The sequence below is a fragment of the Micromonospora sp. NPDC005205 genome, from assembly GCF_040608275.1.
Classification (GTDB): Bacteria; Actinomycetota; Actinomycetes; order Mycobacteriales; family Micromonosporaceae; genus Micromonospora.
This window is the reverse complement of record NZ_JBEXHV010000014.1, coordinates 1-20141: the sequence shown is the minus strand read 5'-3', so window position 1 is coordinate 20141 and position 20141 is coordinate 1. Positions and strand designations below refer to the sequence as shown.

Sequence of the window (20141 nt, the reverse complement as noted above, 5' to 3'; positions counted from 1 at the left end):
GTCGTTCTGTTGTTCGCACGGCCAATGCTCACCCGACGGAAGGCTGCTCACCGTGCGGCTGGTACGGACCATGTGGGGCATCAGCCGGCATTAACATTCACTCGCCTCGAACTGCGGTCCGATTCGGGTCATGGCCGGCAATTCGGCCGACGCGGCACCCTCCCGGGTGCCTTCCCTCAACTCTGAAGGAGCCGATACGTGCGGAAAGCATTCAGCATGCTCGTGGCGCTGCTGATCATCACCGGTTCCGCGCAACCCGCGCAGGCGGATGCGGGGCCGGTGACGAGACTGACGCTGACGAGCGGGAACAACTTCTACTCAAGAGTCGAGGAGCGCCTGCTGAGCCGAACGGTCACGCTCTCGGCCGGAGAGTCGAGGCACGTACGGGGCCGTCTTGAGGCGACGAGCAGCGTCACGCAGATCGTGGCGATGAACAACACGCTCAAGTGCGTGGACGCGGGCGGCACCGTGGTCGGCACCACCTCAACGTCGTCCCGCAACCACGAGGGCTCGGACACCACGTACTACGCCATGCCTGGGCATCTGCCCATCTACGCCGACCTGCTGTTCACCGCGCCGTCGGCCGGCACCTACACCTGCGGCCTCTACGGATACACGGCCTCCAGCTCGCTCACCGATTACCATCTGACCGCCGTCGCCACCAACACCTGGCTCGAGGTGAGCGACACCAACCAGGTGGGCGCACGCTGGTGGCAGAACCCCTCCTGCAACAGCACCGGAACGTCCAGCACCTGCACCTACGTCGGCGCGGGCACCTCCACGGCCTGGGTGTTCTACAACGACGGCACGCCCGTGTACAAGTGGAACGCGCACAGCAACGCCACCAGCGTCCAGGCGCTGGCCAATCTCGAGCTCACTACCTGCTACACGGGTACGGCCTCGTGCAGCAGCAGCGTCGACGCCTACGAGATGCCGCGCGGCACGAACGCTGTGGTGGATGTGCGCTTCGAGATGATCCAGCTGGACACGACGGCGCACACCTGTCGCACGACGAGCACGGCGACGTCCCGCAAGACGATCCGCGACGACGCGCACCACTACGTCACGAACTTCGCCCTGTCCGGCATCCCGGTCGACCCGACCTGCGGCACCCGCAACTTCATCATGCGGGTCTTCGTGCAGCACGTCTCTGGCAACCCGATCAAGATCGATGGCGTACAGAGCACCACGTCGCTCACGAACGGCATCGCCATGAACATTTTCTGACGGGTCGCGCGGTCGTACACCGGTCCAGGAGCCCCCCGCGTGGGGGCCCTGGACCCGTTTCGTGTCTGGACGAATGAAACAAGTCAGACTATGTCGTTTATCAATGCGTGGGCCATCGCCGCCGCGATCGGGACTATACGATCACCGCACCATCCGGGCACCTTCCACTAAGGAGGCTCCATGCGTAAAAGCATGGTGTTGCTCTGCTGCCTAGTCACCACGATCGCGGTCACATCGTCCCCCGCTCAGGCGAAGGAGTCTTCGGCCGGGCCGGCCCCGCAACCCGGCTTTGCCGCAGCAGTCGACGTCGAGGCGATGACCGCGCAGTTCCACCGACTGGAAGCCGCTGCCGCCGCGCACCCCGACGGCGCGGGCGGCACCTACTTCGACGAGGTGACCGGTCAACTGGTCGTCCGCCAGGTACAGAACGCCGAAGGTGCCCGGCTTCGCTCCGCGGTCGGCTCCCGCTCGCGACAGGCGGGAGAGGTACCGGTCCGGTTCGAGACCACCGCGGTGCCGATCAAGCGGTTGGAGGCCGCAGCCGAGCGGCTGGCAAAGAGCCGCGCCTGGGCTGGCTCCCACGCCGACAGCGTTGACCGTGTGAAGCTGGACCGCCTGGCCGGAGAGGTCGTCATCCACGCTTTCGGGGACGCGGACGCACTCGCCGCCGCCGCCGTCAAGGCCACCGGCGTGACTCCCCGGGTATCGGTCTCGCAGGCCGGGATCACGCCCGCCAGCCGCCGGGTTGACACCATCCCGTACTACGGCGGGTTGGCGATGTTCAACTACAACGTCACCGCTGCGGGAGACAACCCGCGTAGCGTGAACGCGTACTGCACGACCGGCTTCCGGATGACTCGCGGGGGAACGAACAGCAACTGGGTGACGACCGCGGGGCACTGCGGTGCCAATGGCACCACCTTCTGGCACAACGGCGGCTGGAACCTCCGCGTCAGCTCGAACTACCTGGCCCTGGGCACGGACGTCTCCATGGTCGCCGGCGAGAACGGGGCCTACTTCAGCCGGTACTCCTGGTTCGGCGAGCGCGACACGTCGACAGCCAACCCGGTCACGGCGAAGCTGACCGGGTGGCCCGCCATCGGCTCCGCCGTCTACATTTCCGGCTCCAACGGCGGCCTGGTGTACGGCAGGGTCACCGACACCGGCAACACCGGATGCAGCGGCTCCCCGGTGGTGGAGGTCGACACCGTCACCGGACACGCGCAGGACGGTCCCGTACTCGGCGGTGACTCGGGCGGGCCGGTGACCAGGTGGAACACCGCCACCTCAGCAACGAACGACCTCGTCGCCGAGGGCAGCGTCACCTGTTCCGACCGTAGCAGTTACGCCGAGTTCGACCCGATCCACCGCATCGAGGCGGCGACGGGCGCCGTCGTCGTGGTCGCCGGCACCTGACAGAAGCCTGTGCGGGCGGTGTGCTGACTGACGCCGCCCGCACACCACCGCGACGTTCTGACCGCCCAACGCCGCGAACGCGCGCCCGTACGCCGGCCTGCCGGAGGTGCCTGTCGGAGGCTGCACTGTCGTCAGCGAGCATATTTTTCGATGGCGGCCGGGGTCACAGGGGTGAAGAAGTTGACGAGGTTGCCGTCGGGGTCGCGGAACAGTAACGACCGGTTGCCCCAGGGCATCGTGGTGGGCTCGTTGACGAAGTTCTCGACGAAGCCGGCCAGGTTCTGATGCGCACCGTCCACGTCGTCCACGAGGAATTCGATGATGACGGTACGGTTGTCGGCCGGACGGGCGGCGCCAGGCGCGAACAGCGGGACGGTGCGGGTGCTGCCGATCGCGAGGGTCGCGGAGGTGGTCCTGATCTCGGCGAAGTCCTCGTTGGCCCAGCTCGCCTGCACTCCCGTGGCTCGCTCGTAGAAGTCGACGAGGCGTGCGACGTCGTCCGTGATGATGCGGGTCGAGACGAAGTTCATGGTGATCTCCTTGTTCCGGTGGAGCCGTTCCAGCTCGCATGCTAGGACCAATACCGGACAGAAACGGTCCACATTTGCGCTACGTTCCACGCATGGCTCGACCTACCGCTCGCGTGCTCACTCTGCTGGAGCTCCTACAGTCGGGCGGCAGCCGGACGGTGGCCGAACTGGCCGACCGGCTCGGCGTCGACGGGCGCACCGTGCGGCGGTACGTGGACCACCTGATCGAGCTCGACGTGCCCGTCGAGTCGGTGCGCGGCCGCTACGGCGGGTACCGGCTCGCTTCCGGATACCGCATGCCTCCGCTCATGCTGGGCGACGACGAAGCGCTCGCCGTGCTGCTCGGCCTGGTCGCCGGTCGCCGAGCGGGGTTGACGACGGCGACGGGCACGGCGAGTGAGACGGCGGCGGCGAAGATCCGGCGGGTACTGCCCAAGCGGCTCGCCCACAGGCTCGACACTGTGCTCGAATCCCTCACCTTCACGGCTCCGCCCGGCGAGTTCGCCGTCCCGGAGACCGTGATCGTGCTCTCTCTCGCCGATGCCGTGCACCATCGTCGGCCGGTCTCGATCAAGTACACCGCCGCCGACGGGCGGCACAGCGAACGCACGCTGCACCCGTACGGGCTCGTCGCCCATTCGGGCCGGTGGTACGTAACGGGCGCGGATCCCGAGATCGGCGAAGACCGGACGTTCCGGTTGGATCGCATCGCAGACGCGAGGACCCTGCCCGGCGCGTTCGAGCCGCCCGCCGGACTCGATCCGGCGCAGCGCGTCCTCTCAGGGCTCGCCAAGGCTCCGTACCGGCATCAAGTGACACTGTGGATCCAGGGGACGGTCGAGCAGATCCGCACCCGATTTCCCGCCAGCGTCGCGAGCGTGGAGGAGTCCCCGTCCGGGGAAGATGCAGATCCGGAGACCGAGCGCTGGCTCCGCGTCGAGCTGTGGGCGGAGCGGCTCGACTGGTTGCCTCCGGTGCTCGCGTCGCTCGACCGGCCGTTTGTCATCGAGCGACCGGATGACCTCCGCGGTCTCGTCGTCGCGTTCGCCGACCGCCTTACGACCTCCGCCCGTGGAGTCCGCCTCACGCATAACGGCAGCCCGTGATGGCCGTGCGCTGGACAGTCGTACGTCAGATCGAGGTGCCGCCGACACCTCGGCGAGCCGGCAACCCTACGGCTACCGGCTCGCCGACGCCGGCCCTCATCCGAATCGCGCCGTGGTGTCAGCGGTGGGTTGCGAATGTGATTTCGCCACGGGTTTGGGCTCTGATGTGGTCGCTGGCGAGCATCGCGTGCGGGAAGCCGAGCTCGATGGCGCTGGCTTGGTCGAGCCGAGTGAGCTGCGACGGCGTGAACTCGACCTCCAGTGCGCCGAGGTTTTCCTGTAGCTGTGCTGATGTACGGGCACCGATGACTGGGGAGGTCACCGCGGGGTTCTGCAGGGTCCAGGCCAGGCCTACCTGAGCGGGCGTGCGGTTCAGGTCGCTGGCGATCTCTTTGACCACGTCGACGATCGCGAGGTTGCGTTCGGTGACCCCACCGAGTGCCAGATTGAAGCTCTTACGGGCGCTTTCGGCGGCTGTGGCATCTGGCGTGGCCAGGTCTTGGCGGCTGTATCTGCGGGTGAGCACCCCGCCGGCGAGTGGTGACCAGAGGACCGTTCCCAGCCCCAGTTCCCGGGCCATGGGAAGCAGGTCGCGTTCCGCGGTGCGTTCGATCAGGTTGTACTCCAGCTGTACCGCGGCCAGCTGGGCAGCATCGCGCCGACCTCACCGGTGCGCAGTTTCAGAAGAAACTGGCCGGCAGCGCCACCCTCTACCGCCACTTCCCGACGCGCGAGGACCTGGTCGAAGAGATCTACCGCGACCAGATCCGCCCGCTACACGAGGACGCCCACGCCCTGCTGGCCAGCCAGCCACCGGACCGGGCGCTACACATCTGGATGGGCCGGTTCGCCGCATGGGCCACCGAGCGGCGCGGCATCTGTCAGGCCCTGGTCGCCATGAGCGCCTGCGGAAAATCGCCCCCAGTTCGACCGTGTGCTCGCGATCGTCGTCAACGGCCTGCGGCCCGGCGGGTCATGAGTGCGGGCAGTGTGGGAGGCGCGGACACGGTTTCAGTCGTTGCCCAGGCGGGTCGCTGCGGACCCGACTGTTCGCAGGTGTGCCAGTCCTTGCGACCAGGACTGGATCAGGGTGGTTTCGTGGTAGGCGACCCCCTGTTCGGTGCAGAACTGGCGGATCAGTGGCTGGGCGTGGCGCAGGTTCGGCCGGGGCATGCTGGGGAACAGGTGATGTTCGATCTGGTAGTTGAGCCCGCCGAGGAGGGCGTCGAGGAGCCGGCCGCCGCTCACGTTGCGGGAGGTAAGGACCTGTCGGCGTAGGTAGTCGAGGTCGTCGGCCTCGGTCAGGATGGGCATCCCCTTGTGGTTCGGGGCGAAGGAGCTACCCAGGTAGAGCCCGAAGAGGGCTTGATTGACCAGTATGAACACGATCGCCTGGGGAACGCTCAGGACCAGGAATATGGCTGCGAGGTAGCCGCCGAAGTGCAGGACGAGCAGTCCGGCTTCCGCCGGTCGATGCCTGAGTCCGCGGCGGCTGATGACCGCCCGGACACTGGCGCCGTGCAGGTGCAGACCCTCCAGCATCAGCAGGGGGAAGAACAGCGCCGCTTGATGGCGGACGAACAGCGCCTTCACGCCGCGCTGCGTCGCGGCCTGCCCCGGGGTGAAGGACAGCGGAGCCACGACGATGTCGGGGTCGCGACCTTCGGTGTTTGGATGGGCGTGATGGCGGTTGTGTTTGTCGACCCACCATCCGTAGCTAATTCCGTTCATCAGGTTTGCACAGACCATGCCCACCACGTCGTTCGCCTGGCGAGAGCGGAAGATCTGTCGATGCCCGGCGTCGTGGCCGAGAAACGCCAGTTGCGCGAGCAGTACCGCGAGGCCGACCGCTGTGCCCGTCTGCCACCACGACGACCCGAGCCGAACGAACACCACGCCCATCAGCACGAGGCCGCCCAACAGAACCGTCACCCGGGCCGCGTAGCGGCGCGGGTGACGGTCGAGGAGACCCGCACTTCGGACCAGGCGAGACAGCTCGGCGTACGCGCTGCCACGGTCGCTACGGGCACCAAGATCCGAATAACTCACTCTCGCCACTCCCTGTGCGACCGCTCAGGTCAGGTTCGGGATCCGCCAGGAGCCACGAGCGGGCAGGCACGCAATCCGTACGGTTTCGGCAGACATCGATCAAGTTGGCCACCGCTTGATGGTTCCAGTCTTCCTCACAGCTGCCTCGCGCAGGAGGAAACGGCAGCTCGACTTGTCGCCTGTTGAGGTGGCCTACGCCGAGAAGCAGTCGCGGATGCTGTTGCCGTTCGCGATTTTCGCCCAGCGTCCGACCGGCCACGACGGCCACCCGCGGCATCGTCGTGATGAGGCGAGGCACGGAGAAGATCTCGTCCAGGCACCGCACAAGCCAGCGAAGCGCAGATACCGGCTCCAAGGGGGCGGGCTGGTAGAACCGCACGCGACCGTGCGTCACGCTCCCGCCGTCCTCTGGCGGGCCGGCAGACTGAACATGTTTTACGATGCCGCGAGGCATCTGCGCGTCGGCACGTCGGTGCCAGAGGGCAGCACCGATCCGTGCTGCGAAATGGGTGCCGCTGGGTCAGGCGTGCGGTTCGAGGGAGTGTCGCCACGATGAGCAGCGCCACACAAAGGCCTTTTACCAGGGCCGACGTGTTCGCCGGTGACGGCGAAATCGGCCGTGACCTCGCGAAGGTGGACTGGGCGTCGACTCCGCTGGGGGATCCCGCAGGGTGGCCGCAGAGCCTGCGGACGGCGGTGAGCATTCTGCTGTCGTCGCGCTTCCCGATGTGGATGGCCTGGGGTCCTCAGCTGACGTTCTTCTGCAACGCCGCGTACCGGCGTGACACCCTCGGCCGCAAGTACCCGTGGGCTCTGGGTCGACCAGCCAGTGAGGTGTGGGCGGAGATCTGGCCGGACATTGGCCCTCGGATCGATCGGGTGCTGACCACCGGCGTGGCGACCTGGGATCAGGCGTTGCTGCTGTTCCTGGAGCGGTCCGGTTATCGGGAGGAGAGCTACCACACCTTCTCCTACAGCCCGCTGCGCGACGACGGCAACGCCCTCATCGGCATGTTGTGCGTGGTCAGCGAGGACACCGAGCGGGTCGTCGGCGAACGGCGGATGACCACGCTGCGTGAGCTCGGGTCCGATCCCAGCGTGGTGCGGACCGAAGAGGAGATGTTGGCCTTCGCTGGCCGGCAACTCGGACGTAACGACCTCGACCTGCCGTTCACGGCGATCTACCTTCTCGATGGCGACGGTAGCGCTCGCCTGGCGGCGGCCGCGGGCATCCCCGCAGGTCACACCGCAGCCCCTCGCACGATTTTGGCCAATGAGCCGGCCATGGTGTGGCCGCTTGCGGCGCTGGCGCGGGGTGAGTCACAACTTGTTCGGCTCGATGGCGCCCCGTTCGTGGGACTGCCTACCGGTGCGTGGTCGCAGCCGCCGACGCAGGCACTCCTGGTACCGCTGCTGCAACAGGGCGAGAGGCCGTACGGCTTCCTGGTGGCCGGCTTGAATCGGTACCGGGCGCTCGATGACAGTTACCGAGGCTTCGTCGATCTGGCAGCGGGCCACGTGGCGGCCGGGATCTCCAGTGCGCGCAGCTACCAGGCGCAGCAGCAGCGGGCCGAGGAACTCGCCGAGATCGACCGCGCCAAGACGGCATTCTTCTCCAACATCAGCCACGAGTTCCGCACTCCACTGACATTGATCATGGGTCCGCTGGAGGAGTTGCGTTCCCGACTCGGCGACACCGACGAGGGGGTGCTCGAGGAGTTGCAGGTCATGCACCGCAACGGGCTGCGACTCGGCAAGCTGGTCAACGCGCTGCTGGACTTCTCCCGGATCGAGGCGGGACGGATGCAGGCCCGCTACGAGCCGGTGGACCTCGCCGCGGTCACCGCTGATCTCGCCAGCGTGTTCCGCTCCGCCGTCGAACGCGCGGGTCTCACCTTCGAGGTGGACTGCTCCCCGCTCCCCGAGCCGGTGTATGTCGACCGGGGCATGTGGGAGAAGATCATCCTGAACCTCCTTAGCAACGCCCTGAAGTTCACCTTCGACGGCTCGATCCGAGTACGGCTACGCGCCGAGGGCGGCCGGGCTGTGGTGACCGTGGCCGACACGGGGATCGGCGTGCCGGCCGAGGAGATGCCGCGGCTGTTCGAACGTTTCCACCGCATCGAGAACGTCCGCTCACGTTCGAACGAGGGCAGTGGCATCGGCTTGGCGCTGGTGAGGGAACTCGTCGGGTTACAGGGCGGCGACGTCAGCGCCGACAGCACCGTCGGACAGGGCACCACCTTCACCGTCGGGCTGCCCTTCGGTAGCCTCCACCTGCCGGCGGGCACCGTCACTCCTGGCGAGGAGTACGACGTCGCCGCCACCGCCGAACCGTTCGTCGAAGAGGCGCTGCGATGGTTACCACAAGAGCCTTCAACGAGCGCGCTCGACGTGGTTGCCGGAAGCAGCGCGCGGGAATCGACGACAGACGTGCGGCCAAGCCCGGCGCATGTCCTGGTCGCTGACGACAACGCTGACATGCGGGAGTACCTCACCCGCCTGCTGCGCTCGGCCGGCTACCGGGTCGAGGCAGTCAACGACGGCCAAGCGGCCTTGCAAGCGGCACGCGTCAACCAACCCGATCTGGTCGTCAGTGACGTGATGATGCCTCGCTTGGATGGTCTGCAACTGGTAGCCGCGCTGCGCGCCGAACCTCGTACGGCGGGAACTCCGGTCCTACTGCTGTCGGCGCGGGCAGGGCAGGAGGCTTCCATCGAGGGGTTGGAGGCGGGGGCGGATGACTACCTGGTCAAGCCGTTCGCCGCCGCCGAACTGCTGGCCCGGGTGCGGACGAACGTGAAGTTGGCCCGGCTGCGCAATCACCACGCTCGGTGGCGCACAGCCCTCATCGACTCGCTACAGGAGGCCTTTTTCGTCTGCGACGAGAACGGCGCCGTCATCGAGATCAACACCACGTTCACCGATATCCTCGGCTACGGCCCCGAAGGGCTTCCCTACCCCGCCAATCCCCCTTGGTGGCCAAGCCGGGACGCAGAGCCCGAGGCATACCAGCAAGTCGTCGATGCCCTCACCCTGCTGGTGGGTCAGACCAGCGGCGCGTACACCATCCCGGTGACTCACCGGGACGGCCATCGTCTGTGGGCCGCCGCCGCTTTCAACCAGGTGCAGGACCCCGATACCGGTCGACGGGTCATCGTCGGCACCTTCCGCGATGTCACGGCGGAGCACTACGCCGTACAACGGGAGAGCGCGCTGGCCGCCCTGAGCATCCGTCTGTCGCAGGCGGACAACCTCGCCAACGCCCTGCACGGCGTCCTCGATGAGCTACGGGGGCTGTGGCGCGCGAGGCGAGTGCTCGCGGCGGTCTTCGACGGCTCGCACACCCCGACGATCGCCACGACCGATCCGCACCAGCGCTGGGACACCCTGTCCGACCAGCGCCGGCAGATGCTCACCGTCCTGCGGGACCGACCCCTGCTCACCACGGTCGCGGACCGGACCACGGGCGTCGGAATCGCCGTCGACCACCCGCACGGCACGATGGCCCTGTGGATCGACCTCGGCGAGAGGCGCCCCGTCACCGAACAGGACGAGACCCTGCTGGCCTTGCTGGCCGGCCACCTCAGCCAAGGGCTGCAGCGGGTGCAGCAGATCGATCAGCAGCGGGAAACCGCCCTCGCGTTGCAACGGGCCATCCTCGGGCCCGCACAGCTGCCCAGTGGTTTCGCCGCGCGGTACGCACCCGCCACCCGGCCGTTGAAGGTCGGCGGCGACTGGTACGACACCATCGCGCTCGTCGACGGGCAGATCGGCATTGTCGTCGGAGACTGCGTTGGTCACGGACTGCAAGCCGCCACCGTCATGGGACAGTTACGCAGCGCCTGTCGTGCTCTGCTGCTGCAGGATTCCAGCCCGTCGCGCACGCTCACCGCACTCGATCGTTTCGCCGCCCAGTTGCCCGGAGCGCTGTGCGCGACGGTCTTCTGCGGCGTCCTCGACCCGACGACCGGGCACCTGCGCTACGCCAGCGCCGGGCATCCTCCCGCCATCATCACCTCTCCCGACGGCCTCACCCGGATGCTTGACCAGGGCCACTCGCGTCCCCTCGGAGTTCGAGGCAGCGCCGAGCGGCCCGAAGCTGAGGAACGTGTGCCAGCGCGGGCGACCTTGATGCTCTACACCGATGGACTTGTCGAACGCCGCCGCCAACCGCTCACCGCAGGCATCGACCACGTCGTGACGGTGATCCAGAACGGACGCGCCCACCCCATCGAGACGCTCGCCACCGATGTCATGGACCAACTCAGCCCGTCGGGGGGGTACGACGACGACGTCGCGGTCCTGCTCTACCGCCATCCCGGCCCGTTGGAACTCGACTTCGCCGCCGAAAGCGCCGGTCTCGCACCCGTACGCACCGCCCTGAGAAGCTGGCTTGAGCGCTGCGGACTCGATCCCACCAACGCCTACAACGTCCTGGTGGCCGTCGGCGAAGCCTGCGCCAACGCCATCGAGCACGGCCACCGCGACAACCCCGGCGGACGGATCCGGCTACGGGCCACCGCCACCGCCGGCGGCCTGCACCTCAGCGTTACCGACAGCGGGCGCTGGAAGACACCCCAGCCGGACGCCGACACCCACCGGGGACGGGGCCTGGTCCTCATGCGTGCCCTGATGGACGCCATCACCATCACGCCCGGCGCCACCGGCACCACCATCGACATGCAGGCGAGGATTTCATGAGCACCCCGCTGACCCTCACCACCAGTCACCAGTCAGACGGCACTCCCGTACTGACCGCAACCGGCGAGGTCGACATGAGCAACGCCGCCGACTTCGCAGCAGCCCTCACCCGCGCCGTAGAAGCCGCCTGCGGCCAGCTGACGGTCAATCTGACCGCACTGGAATACCTCGACAGCGCGGGTCTCGCGGTCCTGTTTCCCCACGTCGAGCGGATCCACCTCATCGCCAGCCCACTCCTGGCTCCCGTCCTGACCATCGCAGGCCTGGCCGACCTGATGACAGTCACTCCTGTCTAACGGGTTCAGGCTGTTTAGGCAGGCTTCTCAGCACGAGCCATCGTCGTCGTAGCGACGACGCGCCTCAAGGCACCGCGACGCCATAGGCGCTTTCGTTGGAAAGCCCGAATCGATCCAGGCGCCGAAGTGCTGCCCGGTGCCCTCGTGGTGGACCAGCGTGGCGGAGCGAGACTGTCAGGTGAGAAAGTCCCGCAGCGCTGTGGTCAAGCCGTCGGGATTTTCTTCAGCGACGTGGTGTCCGGACTCAATCGGATGACCACGAAGATCATCGGCCCACGCCGCCCAGACCGTGAGCGGATCACCGTACAGATTCTCCATGTCGTCCCGCGTGGACCAGAGGAAGAGCGGCGGGCAGCCTACGGTGCGGCCGGCATGCCGGTCGGCTTCCTCGTGCTCTCGGTCAACTCCGAGGCCAGCGCGGTAGTCCTCCAGCATCGCCCGCACCGTGGCTGGGTCGTGGATGGCCTGCCGGAACTCCTGGTAGTTTTCGGCTCCCATACTGTCGGGCCGCGCCTTGCTGGCGTACCAGGCGTCGGGATCGGCGTTAATTACCCGTTCTGGCGTGTCAGCCTGGGCGAAGAAGAACCAGTGGTACCAGTCGCGGGCGAACGTGGCGTCGCACCTCGCGAGGGCCTCGCTGATCGGCACGCCGTCGAGCACGACCAGATGGCTAACTGCGTGGGGATGGTCCAGTGCCAGGCGTAGCCCGACGTAGGAACCGCGGTCGTGCCCAACTACGGCGAACCTCGGGTGGCCCAGAGCATTCATCAGCCGGACGAGATCCGCTGCGACTGCTCGCTTGGACTGCTGGGAGTGGTCGGGGAGGATACGCGCTTTCCCCGACTGTCCGTAGCCGCGCATGTCCGGACAGACAACGGTGAACCCGCGTTCGACCAACTGCGGCGCGACCCGATGCCACGTCGAACCGGTACGGGGATGGCCGTGAATGAGAAGAACCGGAAGGCCCTGTCCGGCGTGCCGGACTCGTAGCTCCACTTCCCCGACGTCGACCCGCTCGTCCGTGAAGTCATCGAACATGACAGACAGGTGTCCAGACGGCCCGTCGGGCAAACTCCCCTTTTCGGCAGATTCGGATGCTGTCGGTGTCGCCTTAAATCTCGGCGAGCAAGGGCCTCCCGTTCTACGCCGTGCCGCCGAGCCAGGAGCTGTTCCTCGATCTCGTTGAGGCTAGGCAGTACGCAGTCGCTCGGCTACCGGTGACACCGGGCCGACGGCAGCGGGTTGGATTTGCGGTCGTCAGTCGCGCGCGAGCGCGGCGTACGCCTCGGCGAACCGTGTGCGTCGTTGCGTGTACTGCCCGACATACGCGAGTCCGGGTTCATATGTCGCGCCGGTGGCCTTGGGCGCGCGCGGGACGTCCGGTGCCAGCACATCGAGGGCGTGCTGCCCAGCATCAGGCTCGGTCGGACCTTCACCGTGCGCGAGCCGGCCGCGACGGCTGCCCCCGTCCTGGCAATCCTCGACCCGGACGAAACCATCACCCGACAATCCGGCCGTTCCGGTCCACCTTGCGCCCGTACCAGGCGCGGTTCGGCACCAGAACGCCTGGCCCCGTGGTCGAGTTGCGGTGATTTCGTGGTCATCCGCGCGGCGCTTGGTCCGCAGGAGCGTCGGGACGCCGAGCTGCACGGCTCGGCGGCGCGGGGATGGTGCCGTCAGTACGAGTCGCGGCCGTCGCAGTCGCGGCCGCAGCCTCGGGTTTGCGGCGGTGGAGCGTGAGAGTCATGACCAGCACGACCAGCGCTCCGACGATCAGCCCGAGGATCGCGCTGGCCACCGTGTTGACGAGCCAGCCGACGAGCCCGCCGAGAACACCCGTGGCGTCGTGGGCAGCGACCTCCACGTGGTGCACGGCCTCGTACAGGAAGTGCAGGTTCAGCTCGTTCGTGCCCAGCAGCAGGATGTGCCCGCCCACCCACAACATCGCCGCGGTGCCGACCACCGTCAGCACGGTGAGGACCACCGGCATCGCCCTCACCAGACCGCGGCCGAACGTGGCGACGGCGCCGGAACGTTGCGCCAGGCGCAGCCCGGCGTCGTCCATCTTCACGATCAGGGCCACCACGCCGTACACCAGGACGGTTATGACGACGGCGACGACAGCCAGGATCACCAGGCGGGACCAGAACGCCTCATCGATCACCTCGTTGAGGCTGATGACCATGATCTCCGCCGAGAGGATCAGGTCGGTTCGTACCGCCCCGGACACCAGTGTCGTCTCGTCCTGCACCTTCTCCTCGCCCGCGCCGGAGGCGCCGTGATGGGCGATCTTGGCCCACACCTTCTCCGCGCCTTCGTAACAGAGGTAGGCGCCGCCGAGCATGAGGATCGGAGTGAGCAGCCAGGGCACGAACTGACTGAGCAGCAGCACCGCCGGCAGGATGATGAAGAACTTGTTGCGCAGCGACCCCACGGCAATGCGCTTGATAATCGGCAACTCGCGCTCGGCCGCGAGGCTCCGCACGTACTGCGGCGTGACGGCAGCATCGTCGACGACGACGCCCGCAGCCTTGGCGCCGGCCTTCGCGGCGGCCGCCCCAATGTCATCGATAGACGCGGCAGCGGCCCGGGCCAGCACCGCCACGTCATCCAGCAGGGCTACGAGTCCACCGGCCAAGGGAGGGTCCTTTCAGGGTTGAGCAGAGTTCGATCTGGCCCATTCTCGCTCAGGTCCCTGTGCGCGGCACGCCACCGCCCGGCCGTGAATAAGCGCCTCACGAACACCACGCTCTGTCAGCAGCAGATCCGGACACTCGATCATCCGTCGACGGGGCCTTGATGGCTCAAACCAGGCTGCACTTGTCCGTCCGAAGGCTTGCGAACGGTAGCGTTCTCGAGGCGGTCCGCTGGAACGTGACCAGGACCTCAAAGGCGGGTCCGTCGCGCGTTCCACTGGTCGGGAACCATATTCCCTTCCTGCCAGCGTGCTCCGACACGGCGTTTGCCGTAGTTGCAGGCCGCGACGAGACCCGCCATTCACCTTCCCCGGTTCACGTGTCATGCGGTTGAGGAGGGTGCCTTCGCGGCGCCACGGGTAGGGCCGTGTTCGCGGAGCATGGTCAGCAGGCCGGGAAAGCGTTGTTCGACCTCGTCGTAGCGGAGCGCGACGAGTCGGCGGACGCCGTCGACGCGCGTGCGGATGAGGCCGGCTTCGCGCAGCACCTTGATGTGGTGCGACAGCGTCGACTTGCCGATGGTGATGCCGGTCTCCTTGAGGACGTCGCTGCCGCACGTCCAGTCCCCCGCGGCGGCGAAGGCGCGCACGAGCGTGAGCCGCACCGGGTCGGCAAGCGCGCTGAACACGACGTTGATCGTCACGGTCTCGATGGCGGGTTCGATCACCTCGGTCACGAGACGAAGCCTAGCCAGAAGTTGCGGAAAGTTCGACTCACATCGTACTGTTCGACGCGCCTCGAACAGTACGATGCAGATCGAACATTGGATGGATCATGAAGGCGATCATCTACCGCGACAACGGCGGCCCCGACGTTCTCCAACTCGTCGAGCGTGACCGGCCCACGCCCGCACCCGGCGAAGTCCGCGTCCGGGTTGCCGTGTCCGGGGTCAACCCGACCGACTGGCAGGCCCGCTCCGGCGTCGCCCACCGCAAGCAGTTCTCCGAGATCACCCCGCACCTCGACGGTGCCGGTGTGATCGACGCCGTCGACCCGAGCAGGGTCGGTCAGCGGGTGTGGCTGTTCATGGCCGCCGCGGGGCGGCCCACCGGCACCGCCGCCGAGTTCACCGTCGTACCCGCCGATCAGGCCGTGCCGCTGCCGGACGAGGCCGGTTTCGACGTCGGCGCCTCGCTCGGCGTCCCCGCGCTCACCGCACACCGCGCACTCACGGTCGCCGAGGACGGGCCACGCCGCCTGCACCCCGGCGCACTCGACGGCACGGTGGTGCTCGCCGCCGGCGGGGCCGGCGCGGTGGGACACGCAGTGATCCAGCTCGCCCGCTGGGCCGGCGCCACCGTGATCGGCACGGTCAGCGGCCCGCAGAAGGCGAAGCTCGCCATCGCGGCTGGCGCCCACCACGTCATCAACTATCGCGAGGGCGACCCGGCCGCCGCCATCCGTGCGATCGCCCCTGCCGGCGTCGACATCGTCGCCGAGGTGGCGCTGGGCGCGAACCTGCCTCTGGACCTGGCCGTGCTGCGTACCCGCGGCACGATCGCGACGTACGCCAACCAGGGCGGACAGGCAGTCGAACTGAACGTGGGGCAGAACATGGTGCTGAACACGCGCCTGCAGTTCCTGGTGCTCTATACGGCTGGCCCGCAGGCGCGCGCCGCAGCCGTCGAGGACGTCGCCGCCGCGATCCGCGACGGCGCCCTGCCGGTCGGCGAAGAACATGGCCTGCCGCTGCACCGCTTCCCGCTGCACCGCACCGCCGACGCTCATCGAGCGGTGGAGACCGGCGCGGTCGGCAAGGTACTGGTGGACGTCACGCCCTGAAGTTCAACCAGCTACCGCATCTCCGACTCGCATCGGCTGCCGGTCCGCTCATCGGCTCCGCGTGCCACAGGATGTCGGGAGGAACCTCGGTACGTCATGGCACATCGCTTGGCGGCCCGCACGATCGGCGGCAAGAGCGGATGATCGATCATGCTGCGTTCGCCGGTTACTGCGGGCGGGGGTACGTTGCTGATCATGCGAGCTGTGCAGTGCGTCCGTTTCGGCGGTCCCGAAGTTCTGTCGGCAGAACCGCGCCGCGAGCATCGGCATGCTCCCGCAGGTGGTCGGCGAGATCGAGGGTGATGGGCTGCCAGCGGATGGTCGATCCCTCCTCGGTAAGGCGGACGCAACTCGCGGGGTTGAACGCTCGGCGGGTGCCGGGTAAGCGTCGGCGTTTCGCGACTCGGTGCGCAGGGCTGCCGGCGGCGTCGATCAGCCCGTCGGCGATGGCACGTCGGTAAAAGGCGCGGGCGGCGGCGATGACGTGCTCACCGGCGTGCCGGCCGTTGCGGCTGTTGTGCCGCGATACGGCGCTGGCGATCATCGCCTGTTTCAGGGCCTCGACGTCGCTTGCGGTGATGGTGCCCAAAGGCCGCTTGGGCCACGCGGCGGCCATCCGGTCCCAGTAGGTGCCATAGGCGCGGCGCGCTCCGGGCCCGGCAGCGGCGACAACACGGGGTAGGTACTCGACGACCGTCGGCAAAACGGCGTCGCGGGGTGAGACTGCAGATCGGTCACCGTGATGCTCTTTCATCCGCAACTCTTGACCGTGCTCCCGTCCCCCGCTCGCCCACGTCCAGCTCCTAGCCGTTACAGCGCATCAAGTGTCGCCGTTGACGTCCGTGCTCGTGGGGGGGTGGCGTCGGTCAGGGCGGCGGCGGCGCTCTCGGGTGAGGGGTCGACGACCCGCCAACCTGCGGCGGTGAGGTCCGCGCGGTCCTGGGGTGGCATGTGGGTGAAGGCGACGATCACCTGCTGGTCGGGCCAGGACAGGTCGAGCGGGATACCGTCGGGGCCTTCGGCACCGACCACGGGCGGGGCGAGCCCATCGCGGGCGGCGAGGGCCGCGACGAGCTTTTGTTCGTCGCCGGGTGTGGCGGCGTCGTAGACGTCGGGTGTGGCGGCGTCGTAGACGTCGGCCCACGCACCCACGGGGCGCCCGTGGCCGGGAGTCTCGTCGGACGGGGCGACGCTCGCCGGTCCGAGGACGCTGGTCGTCGTCACGATCGTCGGCCAGTCGCGCAGCGCGAGCGCGTTGGACAGGCGAAGCCACGCCCGCCACGCGTCACCGTGGGCGTCGTCGAGTACGCCGTCGCGGTCGTCGAGCACGGCGGCGACTTCACGGTCAGCGGGAGATCACTACCCTCGTAGTCCACCGAGCGGGAAGGGGCCAGCATGGCGGCACTGGTCGAGCACACCGAGCTGTACGTCGATGTCGACTATCGACTGTTCGCGATGATCGACGACAGCAACGACCGGCGCAACGTTCCACCCCCACCGCACGAGCTCGATCAATGGGTCAGCTCAGCGCCGGGCTACGTGGTGGTGGAAAACATCGACGACGCCATGGTGCTGGGTAGCGACACCCGGCTGGAGACCTGGGACGGGCCGGCCGACTTCGATCCGGCCGGCTGGGACCGCAGCCACGTGCTCGAGGTGGTCTTCGAGTCGGGCATCCTCGGGTTCTTTAGCGGCACGGCCGGCGGCATCGCCGACGCCTACCGCCTTCCGCCGGGCCGCCGGTGGCGCGTACGGCTGGCCTGGCGCACCGAGGCGCCACCCGCTCCGGACGAGCTGCCGACCGCGTCGCTCCTCATCCAGTTCATCCCGGCCTGAGCCGCCGGGCCGACACCTCGCGGTCGGGCGTGTCTGTCCCCGTGAGTTCGGCGACACCCACGGGGACGCTGATTCTCGGCGCTACTCAACGCTCAAAGCTGGCAAACACCCACCGGCTGCGGGCCCGGGCGACCGTGGTCACGGCGATCCGGCGGCGCACGATCAGCGCCGCGACGACACCCCCGGCCAAGGCCAGAAAGCTGGCCGTCGGCACGGGGTTTGGCGGCGGCGCCTCCCGCCTGGCGTACCCGCGGCGGGGTGCCTCCCGTACGCGAATCCTGCGGCCGCTGCGGGCATGCGGCTTCGACGCGGGCCCTGTGACGGTGAAGGGCCGGCTAGCCGGGTGATTGCTCAGGACGATGCGGTACGTTGCTGGTCGGATGCGGCGACTTCCTCGGTGCTGCTGAGCATCCACCATTCGGTATCGGCCGCTCCCCGATCCACCTCGAGGGCAGACTTCGGAATCTGACGATTCTGGAGCGTACGGTCAACGGCCAACCCGGTCTGATCGCCCAGCAGGACGGCGTCACCGTATCGGTGTATGCCTCGAGGTGGTAGGCGACCGGATCAAGCGCATCTGGGCGGTACGCCACCCCGACAAGCTCCGGCCGTGGACGGCTCGCCGGCCGCGTGGTCGAGGTCGCGCAGGATCGGCGTGAACTCCGCCCTTTCGGGCATGTGCAGGGGGCGTGCAGCCGCCTCATCCCCTCCGGCGGCACAGATCGGCGACCCCGACACGCGGACCCTCAGCCCCTGCACCGCCAAGGCCGATCGGCGATTGATCAGGCGGTCGTCGACGCGAAATGCCCCACGGCGGCGACGGCGAGGACGAGGAAGACCGCGGGAAACGAGATGTTGTGAAACACCCGCGCGCGGGCGTGAGCCAGGATCGCGCCGACGAAGAACAGGACGAGGCCAACGGCTGCGGCCAATCCGACGGGATGTACGCCGAAAAAGCCGAGCACCAGACCGACGACGCCGGCCCCCTCGACCACCGCGAGGTAGGGGATCCACCGCGCGGACAGCCCGACCTCGGCACAGTTGCGCATCACGAAGTCCGCCCTGATCACCTTGGCGGTCACCTCGATGGCGTTGGCAAGGGCGCAAAGGACGGTCGCGACGACCAGGACGCCCTCCAGTACGGCGATCATGACGCGCGTCGGCGCGATTGAGCAATCGGTAGACTCATAGGTGCCTCCACGTGCGCGGGTTCATCAGGCTGTGGTCTCTCGCCCCTTCTGACGCTCAGCACGGATGAAAGGTGACCAGACGTGGAACTCGTCGAACACTTCGAGGCTTCGAGGGCCCGACTGATGTCGTTGGCCTATCGCATCGTCGGCTCGCGCAACGATGCCGAAGACGCGGTGCAGGCCGCCTGGCTGCGCGCGACGTCGGCCGACCCGGCGCAACTGGTCAACCCCGAGGGCTGGCTCACCACGGTGACGGCACGCCTGTGCCTCGACCAGCTTCGCGCCCGCCATCGCCGGCGCGAGGTCCCGCTCAAGGCCGACGACATCCCCAGCGAGCAGCTCGCGGCCGACGAGGCGTTCGTCCGGCGTGAGGACGTCTCCCGGGCCCTGCTGGTCGTGCTCGACGAACTGTCTCCCCCGCAGCGGGTGGCCTACGTGCTGCATGACCTCTTCGCCGTCCCGTTCGACGAGATCGGGCCCGTGCTCGACACGACGGTGGCCGCGGCGAAGAAGCTCGCGAGTCGAGCGCGGATCCGGCTCAGGGACGCTCGTGCGGTCGACCTGCCGGGGTCCGCCCACCAGATGGAGATCATCGACGCGTTCCTCGCCGCGGCGCGTGGCGGCGACATCGCGCGGCTCGTCACGCTCCTGGCGCCTGACGTCGTCCGCACGGCCGACCTCGGATTCCTCGCGAACGGCGCCGCGCCTGTCGTTCGGGGCGCCTGGGCGGTCGCGAAGGAGACCAGGGCGTTCGTGGACCGCATCGCCGCCGCCGCCCCGGTCCTCGTTGAGGGTTACCCAGGAGCGGTGATCGCCCCTGGTGGGCACCCGTTCGCATTAATCCGGATCCGCGTCCACGACGGCCTCGTCACGAGCATCGACATCACGCCCTACGAGCGCGGCACCGTGTCCCTCCCCGCTGCCTTGGGTGCGTGATTCTCAGTCCGCTCAAGGATCCGAGTGATAGCTGGTGCCCACCCACGCAGGTCATTAAGCCGGCCGAGAGCAGTGGCCATTCGGTCTGCTGCGCTCGGCTTTCTGTGTCTGCTGGTAGAAGCCTGTTCGCTTGGTCGATCAATGTCGATAGCGATGCCGAGCATTGGCGCGGCCTCGTCATCCAAGGCCACCCGGAGGGTGCCGGCGTGGGGGTGGGGGCCGAACACTCGCTCCTCGAAGAAGCGGGTGATTCGATCTAGCGCAGGTCTTCGCGGATGGGCGGGCTCAACCGGTGGTTGCAACACCGAGGAGCTGGGTCATTTTCTCACCTGGGGTGGCCCAGCCCAGGGTCATTCGGGGGCGGTCGTTGAGT

The 20141-nt window shown here is 68.0% G+C and carries 17 protein-coding genes; 8 read left to right on the top strand and 9 right to left on the bottom strand.

Annotated elements, in window-relative coordinates; translation table 11 throughout:
• The first annotated feature begins 198 nt into the window (after window positions 1-198).
• Window positions 199-1227 (top strand): hypothetical protein, encoded by a 1029-nt coding sequence (locus ABZU43_RS23635; RefSeq protein WP_355008656.1) that lies wholly within the window; start codon window positions 199-201, stop codon window positions 1225-1227.
• 180 nt (window positions 1228-1407) lie between these two features.
• A complete protein-coding gene (locus ABZU43_RS23630) occupies window positions 1408-2643 on the top strand; it encodes a hypothetical protein (protein ID WP_355008655.1) in 1236 nt (411 codons plus the stop codon).
• 131 nt (window positions 2644-2774) lie between these two features.
• On the opposite strand, the gene ABZU43_RS23625 is transcribed toward ABZU43_RS23630, so the two are convergent.
• Window positions 2775-3263, bottom strand: coding sequence for a VOC family protein (locus ABZU43_RS23625; protein WP_355008654.1), 489 nt, complete (start codon window positions 3261-3263; stop codon window positions 2775-2777).
• Between the two features lie 23 nt (window positions 3264-3286).
• On the opposite strand from ABZU43_RS23625, the gene ABZU43_RS23620 reads away from it, so the two are divergent.
• Window positions 3287-4279 carry a YafY family protein gene (locus ABZU43_RS23620; protein WP_355008653.1) on the top strand — a complete coding sequence of 331 codons (993 nt, stop codon included), beginning with the start codon at window positions 3287-3289 and terminating at the stop codon, window positions 4277-4279.
• Between the two features lie 118 nt (window positions 4280-4397).
• Here ABZU43_RS23620 and ABZU43_RS23615 read toward each other — a convergent pair whose 3' ends face one another.
• Window positions 4398-4922: an aldo/keto reductase gene (locus ABZU43_RS23615; protein ID WP_355008765.1), complete on the bottom strand. Its 525-nt coding sequence runs from the start codon at window positions 4920-4922 to the stop codon at window positions 4398-4400.
• 368 nt (window positions 4923-5290) lie between these two features.
• Window positions 5291-6211, bottom strand: a complete 921-nt coding sequence (locus ABZU43_RS23610) for an acyl-CoA desaturase (RefSeq protein ID WP_355008652.1) — start codon at window positions 6209-6211, stop codon at window positions 5291-5293.
• A 669-nt stretch (window positions 6212-6880) separates the two neighbouring features.
• Here ABZU43_RS23610 and ABZU43_RS23605 point away from each other — a divergent pair.
• Together ABZU43_RS23605 and ABZU43_RS23600 are read left to right on the top strand one after the other, a co-directional pair.
• Entirely contained in the window at window positions 6881-11032 is a 4152-nt protein-coding gene (locus tag ABZU43_RS23605) for a SpoIIE family protein phosphatase (protein ID WP_355008651.1), read from the top strand.
• Window positions 11029-11328, top strand: coding sequence for an STAS domain-containing protein (locus tag ABZU43_RS23600; RefSeq protein WP_355008650.1), 300 nt, complete (start codon window positions 11029-11031; stop codon window positions 11326-11328). The genes ABZU43_RS23605 and ABZU43_RS23600 overlap by 4 nt, the downstream gene beginning before the upstream one ends.
• 174 nt (window positions 11329-11502) lie before the next feature.
• Here the strand turns inward: ABZU43_RS23600 and ABZU43_RS23595 are convergent, their stop codons facing one another.
• The 3 genes from ABZU43_RS23595 to ABZU43_RS23585 all read right to left on the bottom strand — a co-directional run bounded on the left by ABZU43_RS23595 (window position 11503) and on the right by ABZU43_RS23585 (window position 14700).
• Entirely contained in the window at window positions 11503-12366 is an 864-nt protein-coding gene (locus ABZU43_RS23595) for an alpha/beta hydrolase (RefSeq protein ID WP_355008649.1), read from the bottom strand.
• 562 nt (window positions 12367-12928) lie between these two features.
• On the bottom strand, window positions 12929-13966 hold the full coding sequence (locus tag ABZU43_RS23590; RefSeq protein WP_355008648.1) for a DUF808 domain-containing protein: 1038 nt from the start codon (window positions 13964-13966) through the stop codon (window positions 12929-12931).
• 380 nt (window positions 13967-14346) lie between these two features.
• The gene (locus tag ABZU43_RS23585; RefSeq protein ID WP_355008647.1) at window positions 14347-14700 is read right to left on the bottom strand and encodes a metalloregulator ArsR/SmtB family transcription factor; all 354 of its coding nucleotides are present in this window, start codon (window positions 14698-14700) and stop codon (window positions 14347-14349) included.
• 98 nt (window positions 14701-14798) lie between these two features.
• Here ABZU43_RS23585 and ABZU43_RS23580 point away from each other — a divergent pair, with 98 nt between their 5' ends.
• The gene (locus ABZU43_RS23580) at window positions 14799-15806 is read left to right on the top strand and encodes an NADPH:quinone reductase (RefSeq protein WP_355008646.1); all 1008 of its coding nucleotides are present in this window, start codon (window positions 14799-14801) and stop codon (window positions 15804-15806) included.
• Window positions 15807-15999: 193 nt separating this feature from the next.
• Here ABZU43_RS23580 and ABZU43_RS23575 read toward each other — a convergent pair whose 3' ends face one another.
• Both ABZU43_RS23575 and ABZU43_RS23570 read right to left on the bottom strand, forming a co-directional pair.
• The gene (locus ABZU43_RS23575) at window positions 16000-16566 is read right to left on the bottom strand and encodes a hypothetical protein (protein ID WP_355008645.1); all 567 of its coding nucleotides are present in this window, start codon (window positions 16564-16566) and stop codon (window positions 16000-16002) included.
• A 50-nt stretch (window positions 16567-16616) separates the two neighbouring features.
• Window positions 16617-17135 carry a hypothetical protein gene (locus ABZU43_RS23570; protein ID WP_355008644.1) on the bottom strand — a complete coding sequence of 173 codons (519 nt, stop codon included), beginning with the start codon at window positions 17133-17135 and terminating at the stop codon, window positions 16617-16619.
• A 66-nt stretch (window positions 17136-17201) separates the two neighbouring features.
• On the opposite strand from ABZU43_RS23570, the gene ABZU43_RS23565 reads away from it, so the two are divergent.
• A complete protein-coding gene (locus ABZU43_RS23565) occupies window positions 17202-17642 on the top strand; it encodes a hypothetical protein (RefSeq protein ID WP_355008643.1) in 441 nt (146 codons plus the stop codon).
• Window positions 17643-18424: 782 nt separating this feature from the next.
• Here the strand turns inward: ABZU43_RS23565 and ABZU43_RS23560 are convergent.
• Complete coding sequence (locus tag ABZU43_RS23560) at window positions 18425-18793, bottom strand: DoxX family protein (protein ID WP_355008642.1); 369 nt, start codon at window positions 18791-18793, stop codon at window positions 18425-18427.
• A gap of 120 nt (window positions 18794-18913) precedes the next feature.
• On the opposite strand from ABZU43_RS23560, the gene ABZU43_RS23555 reads away from it, so the two are divergent.
• The gene (locus tag ABZU43_RS23555) at window positions 18914-19768 is read left to right on the top strand and encodes a sigma-70 family RNA polymerase sigma factor (RefSeq protein ID WP_238671385.1); all 855 of its coding nucleotides are present in this window, start codon (window positions 18914-18916) and stop codon (window positions 19766-19768) included.
• The last annotated feature ends 373 nt before the right edge of the window (window positions 19769-20141 follow it).

What these genes read in the sequence shown, in the direction of transcription:
- ABZU43_RS23630 (WP_355008655.1), top strand. Translation starts at nt 1,408, where the DNA reads ATGCGTAAAAGCATGGTGTTGCTCTGCTGCCTAGTCACCACGATCGCG.
- ABZU43_RS23605 (WP_355008651.1), top strand. Translation starts at nt 6,881, where the DNA reads ATGAGCAGCGCCACACAAAGGCCTTTTACCAGGGCCGACGTGTTCGCC.
- ABZU43_RS23600 (WP_355008650.1), top strand. Translation starts at nt 11,029, where the DNA reads ATGAGCACCCCGCTGACCCTCACCACCAGTCACCAGTCAGACGGCACT.
- ABZU43_RS23595 (WP_355008649.1), bottom strand. Translation starts at nt 12,366, where the DNA reads ATGTTCGATGACTTCACGGACGAGCGGGTCGACGTCGGGGAAGTGGAG.
- ABZU43_RS23580 (WP_355008646.1), top strand. Translation starts at nt 14,799, where the DNA reads ATGAAGGCGATCATCTACCGCGACAACGGCGGCCCCGACGTTCTCCAA.
- ABZU43_RS23565 (WP_355008643.1), top strand. Translation starts at nt 17,202, where the DNA reads ATGGCGGCACTGGTCGAGCACACCGAGCTGTACGTCGATGTCGACTAT.
- ABZU43_RS23560 (WP_355008642.1), bottom strand. Translation starts at nt 18,793, where the DNA reads ATGATCGCCGTACTGGAGGGCGTCCTGGTCGTCGCGACCGTCCTTTGC.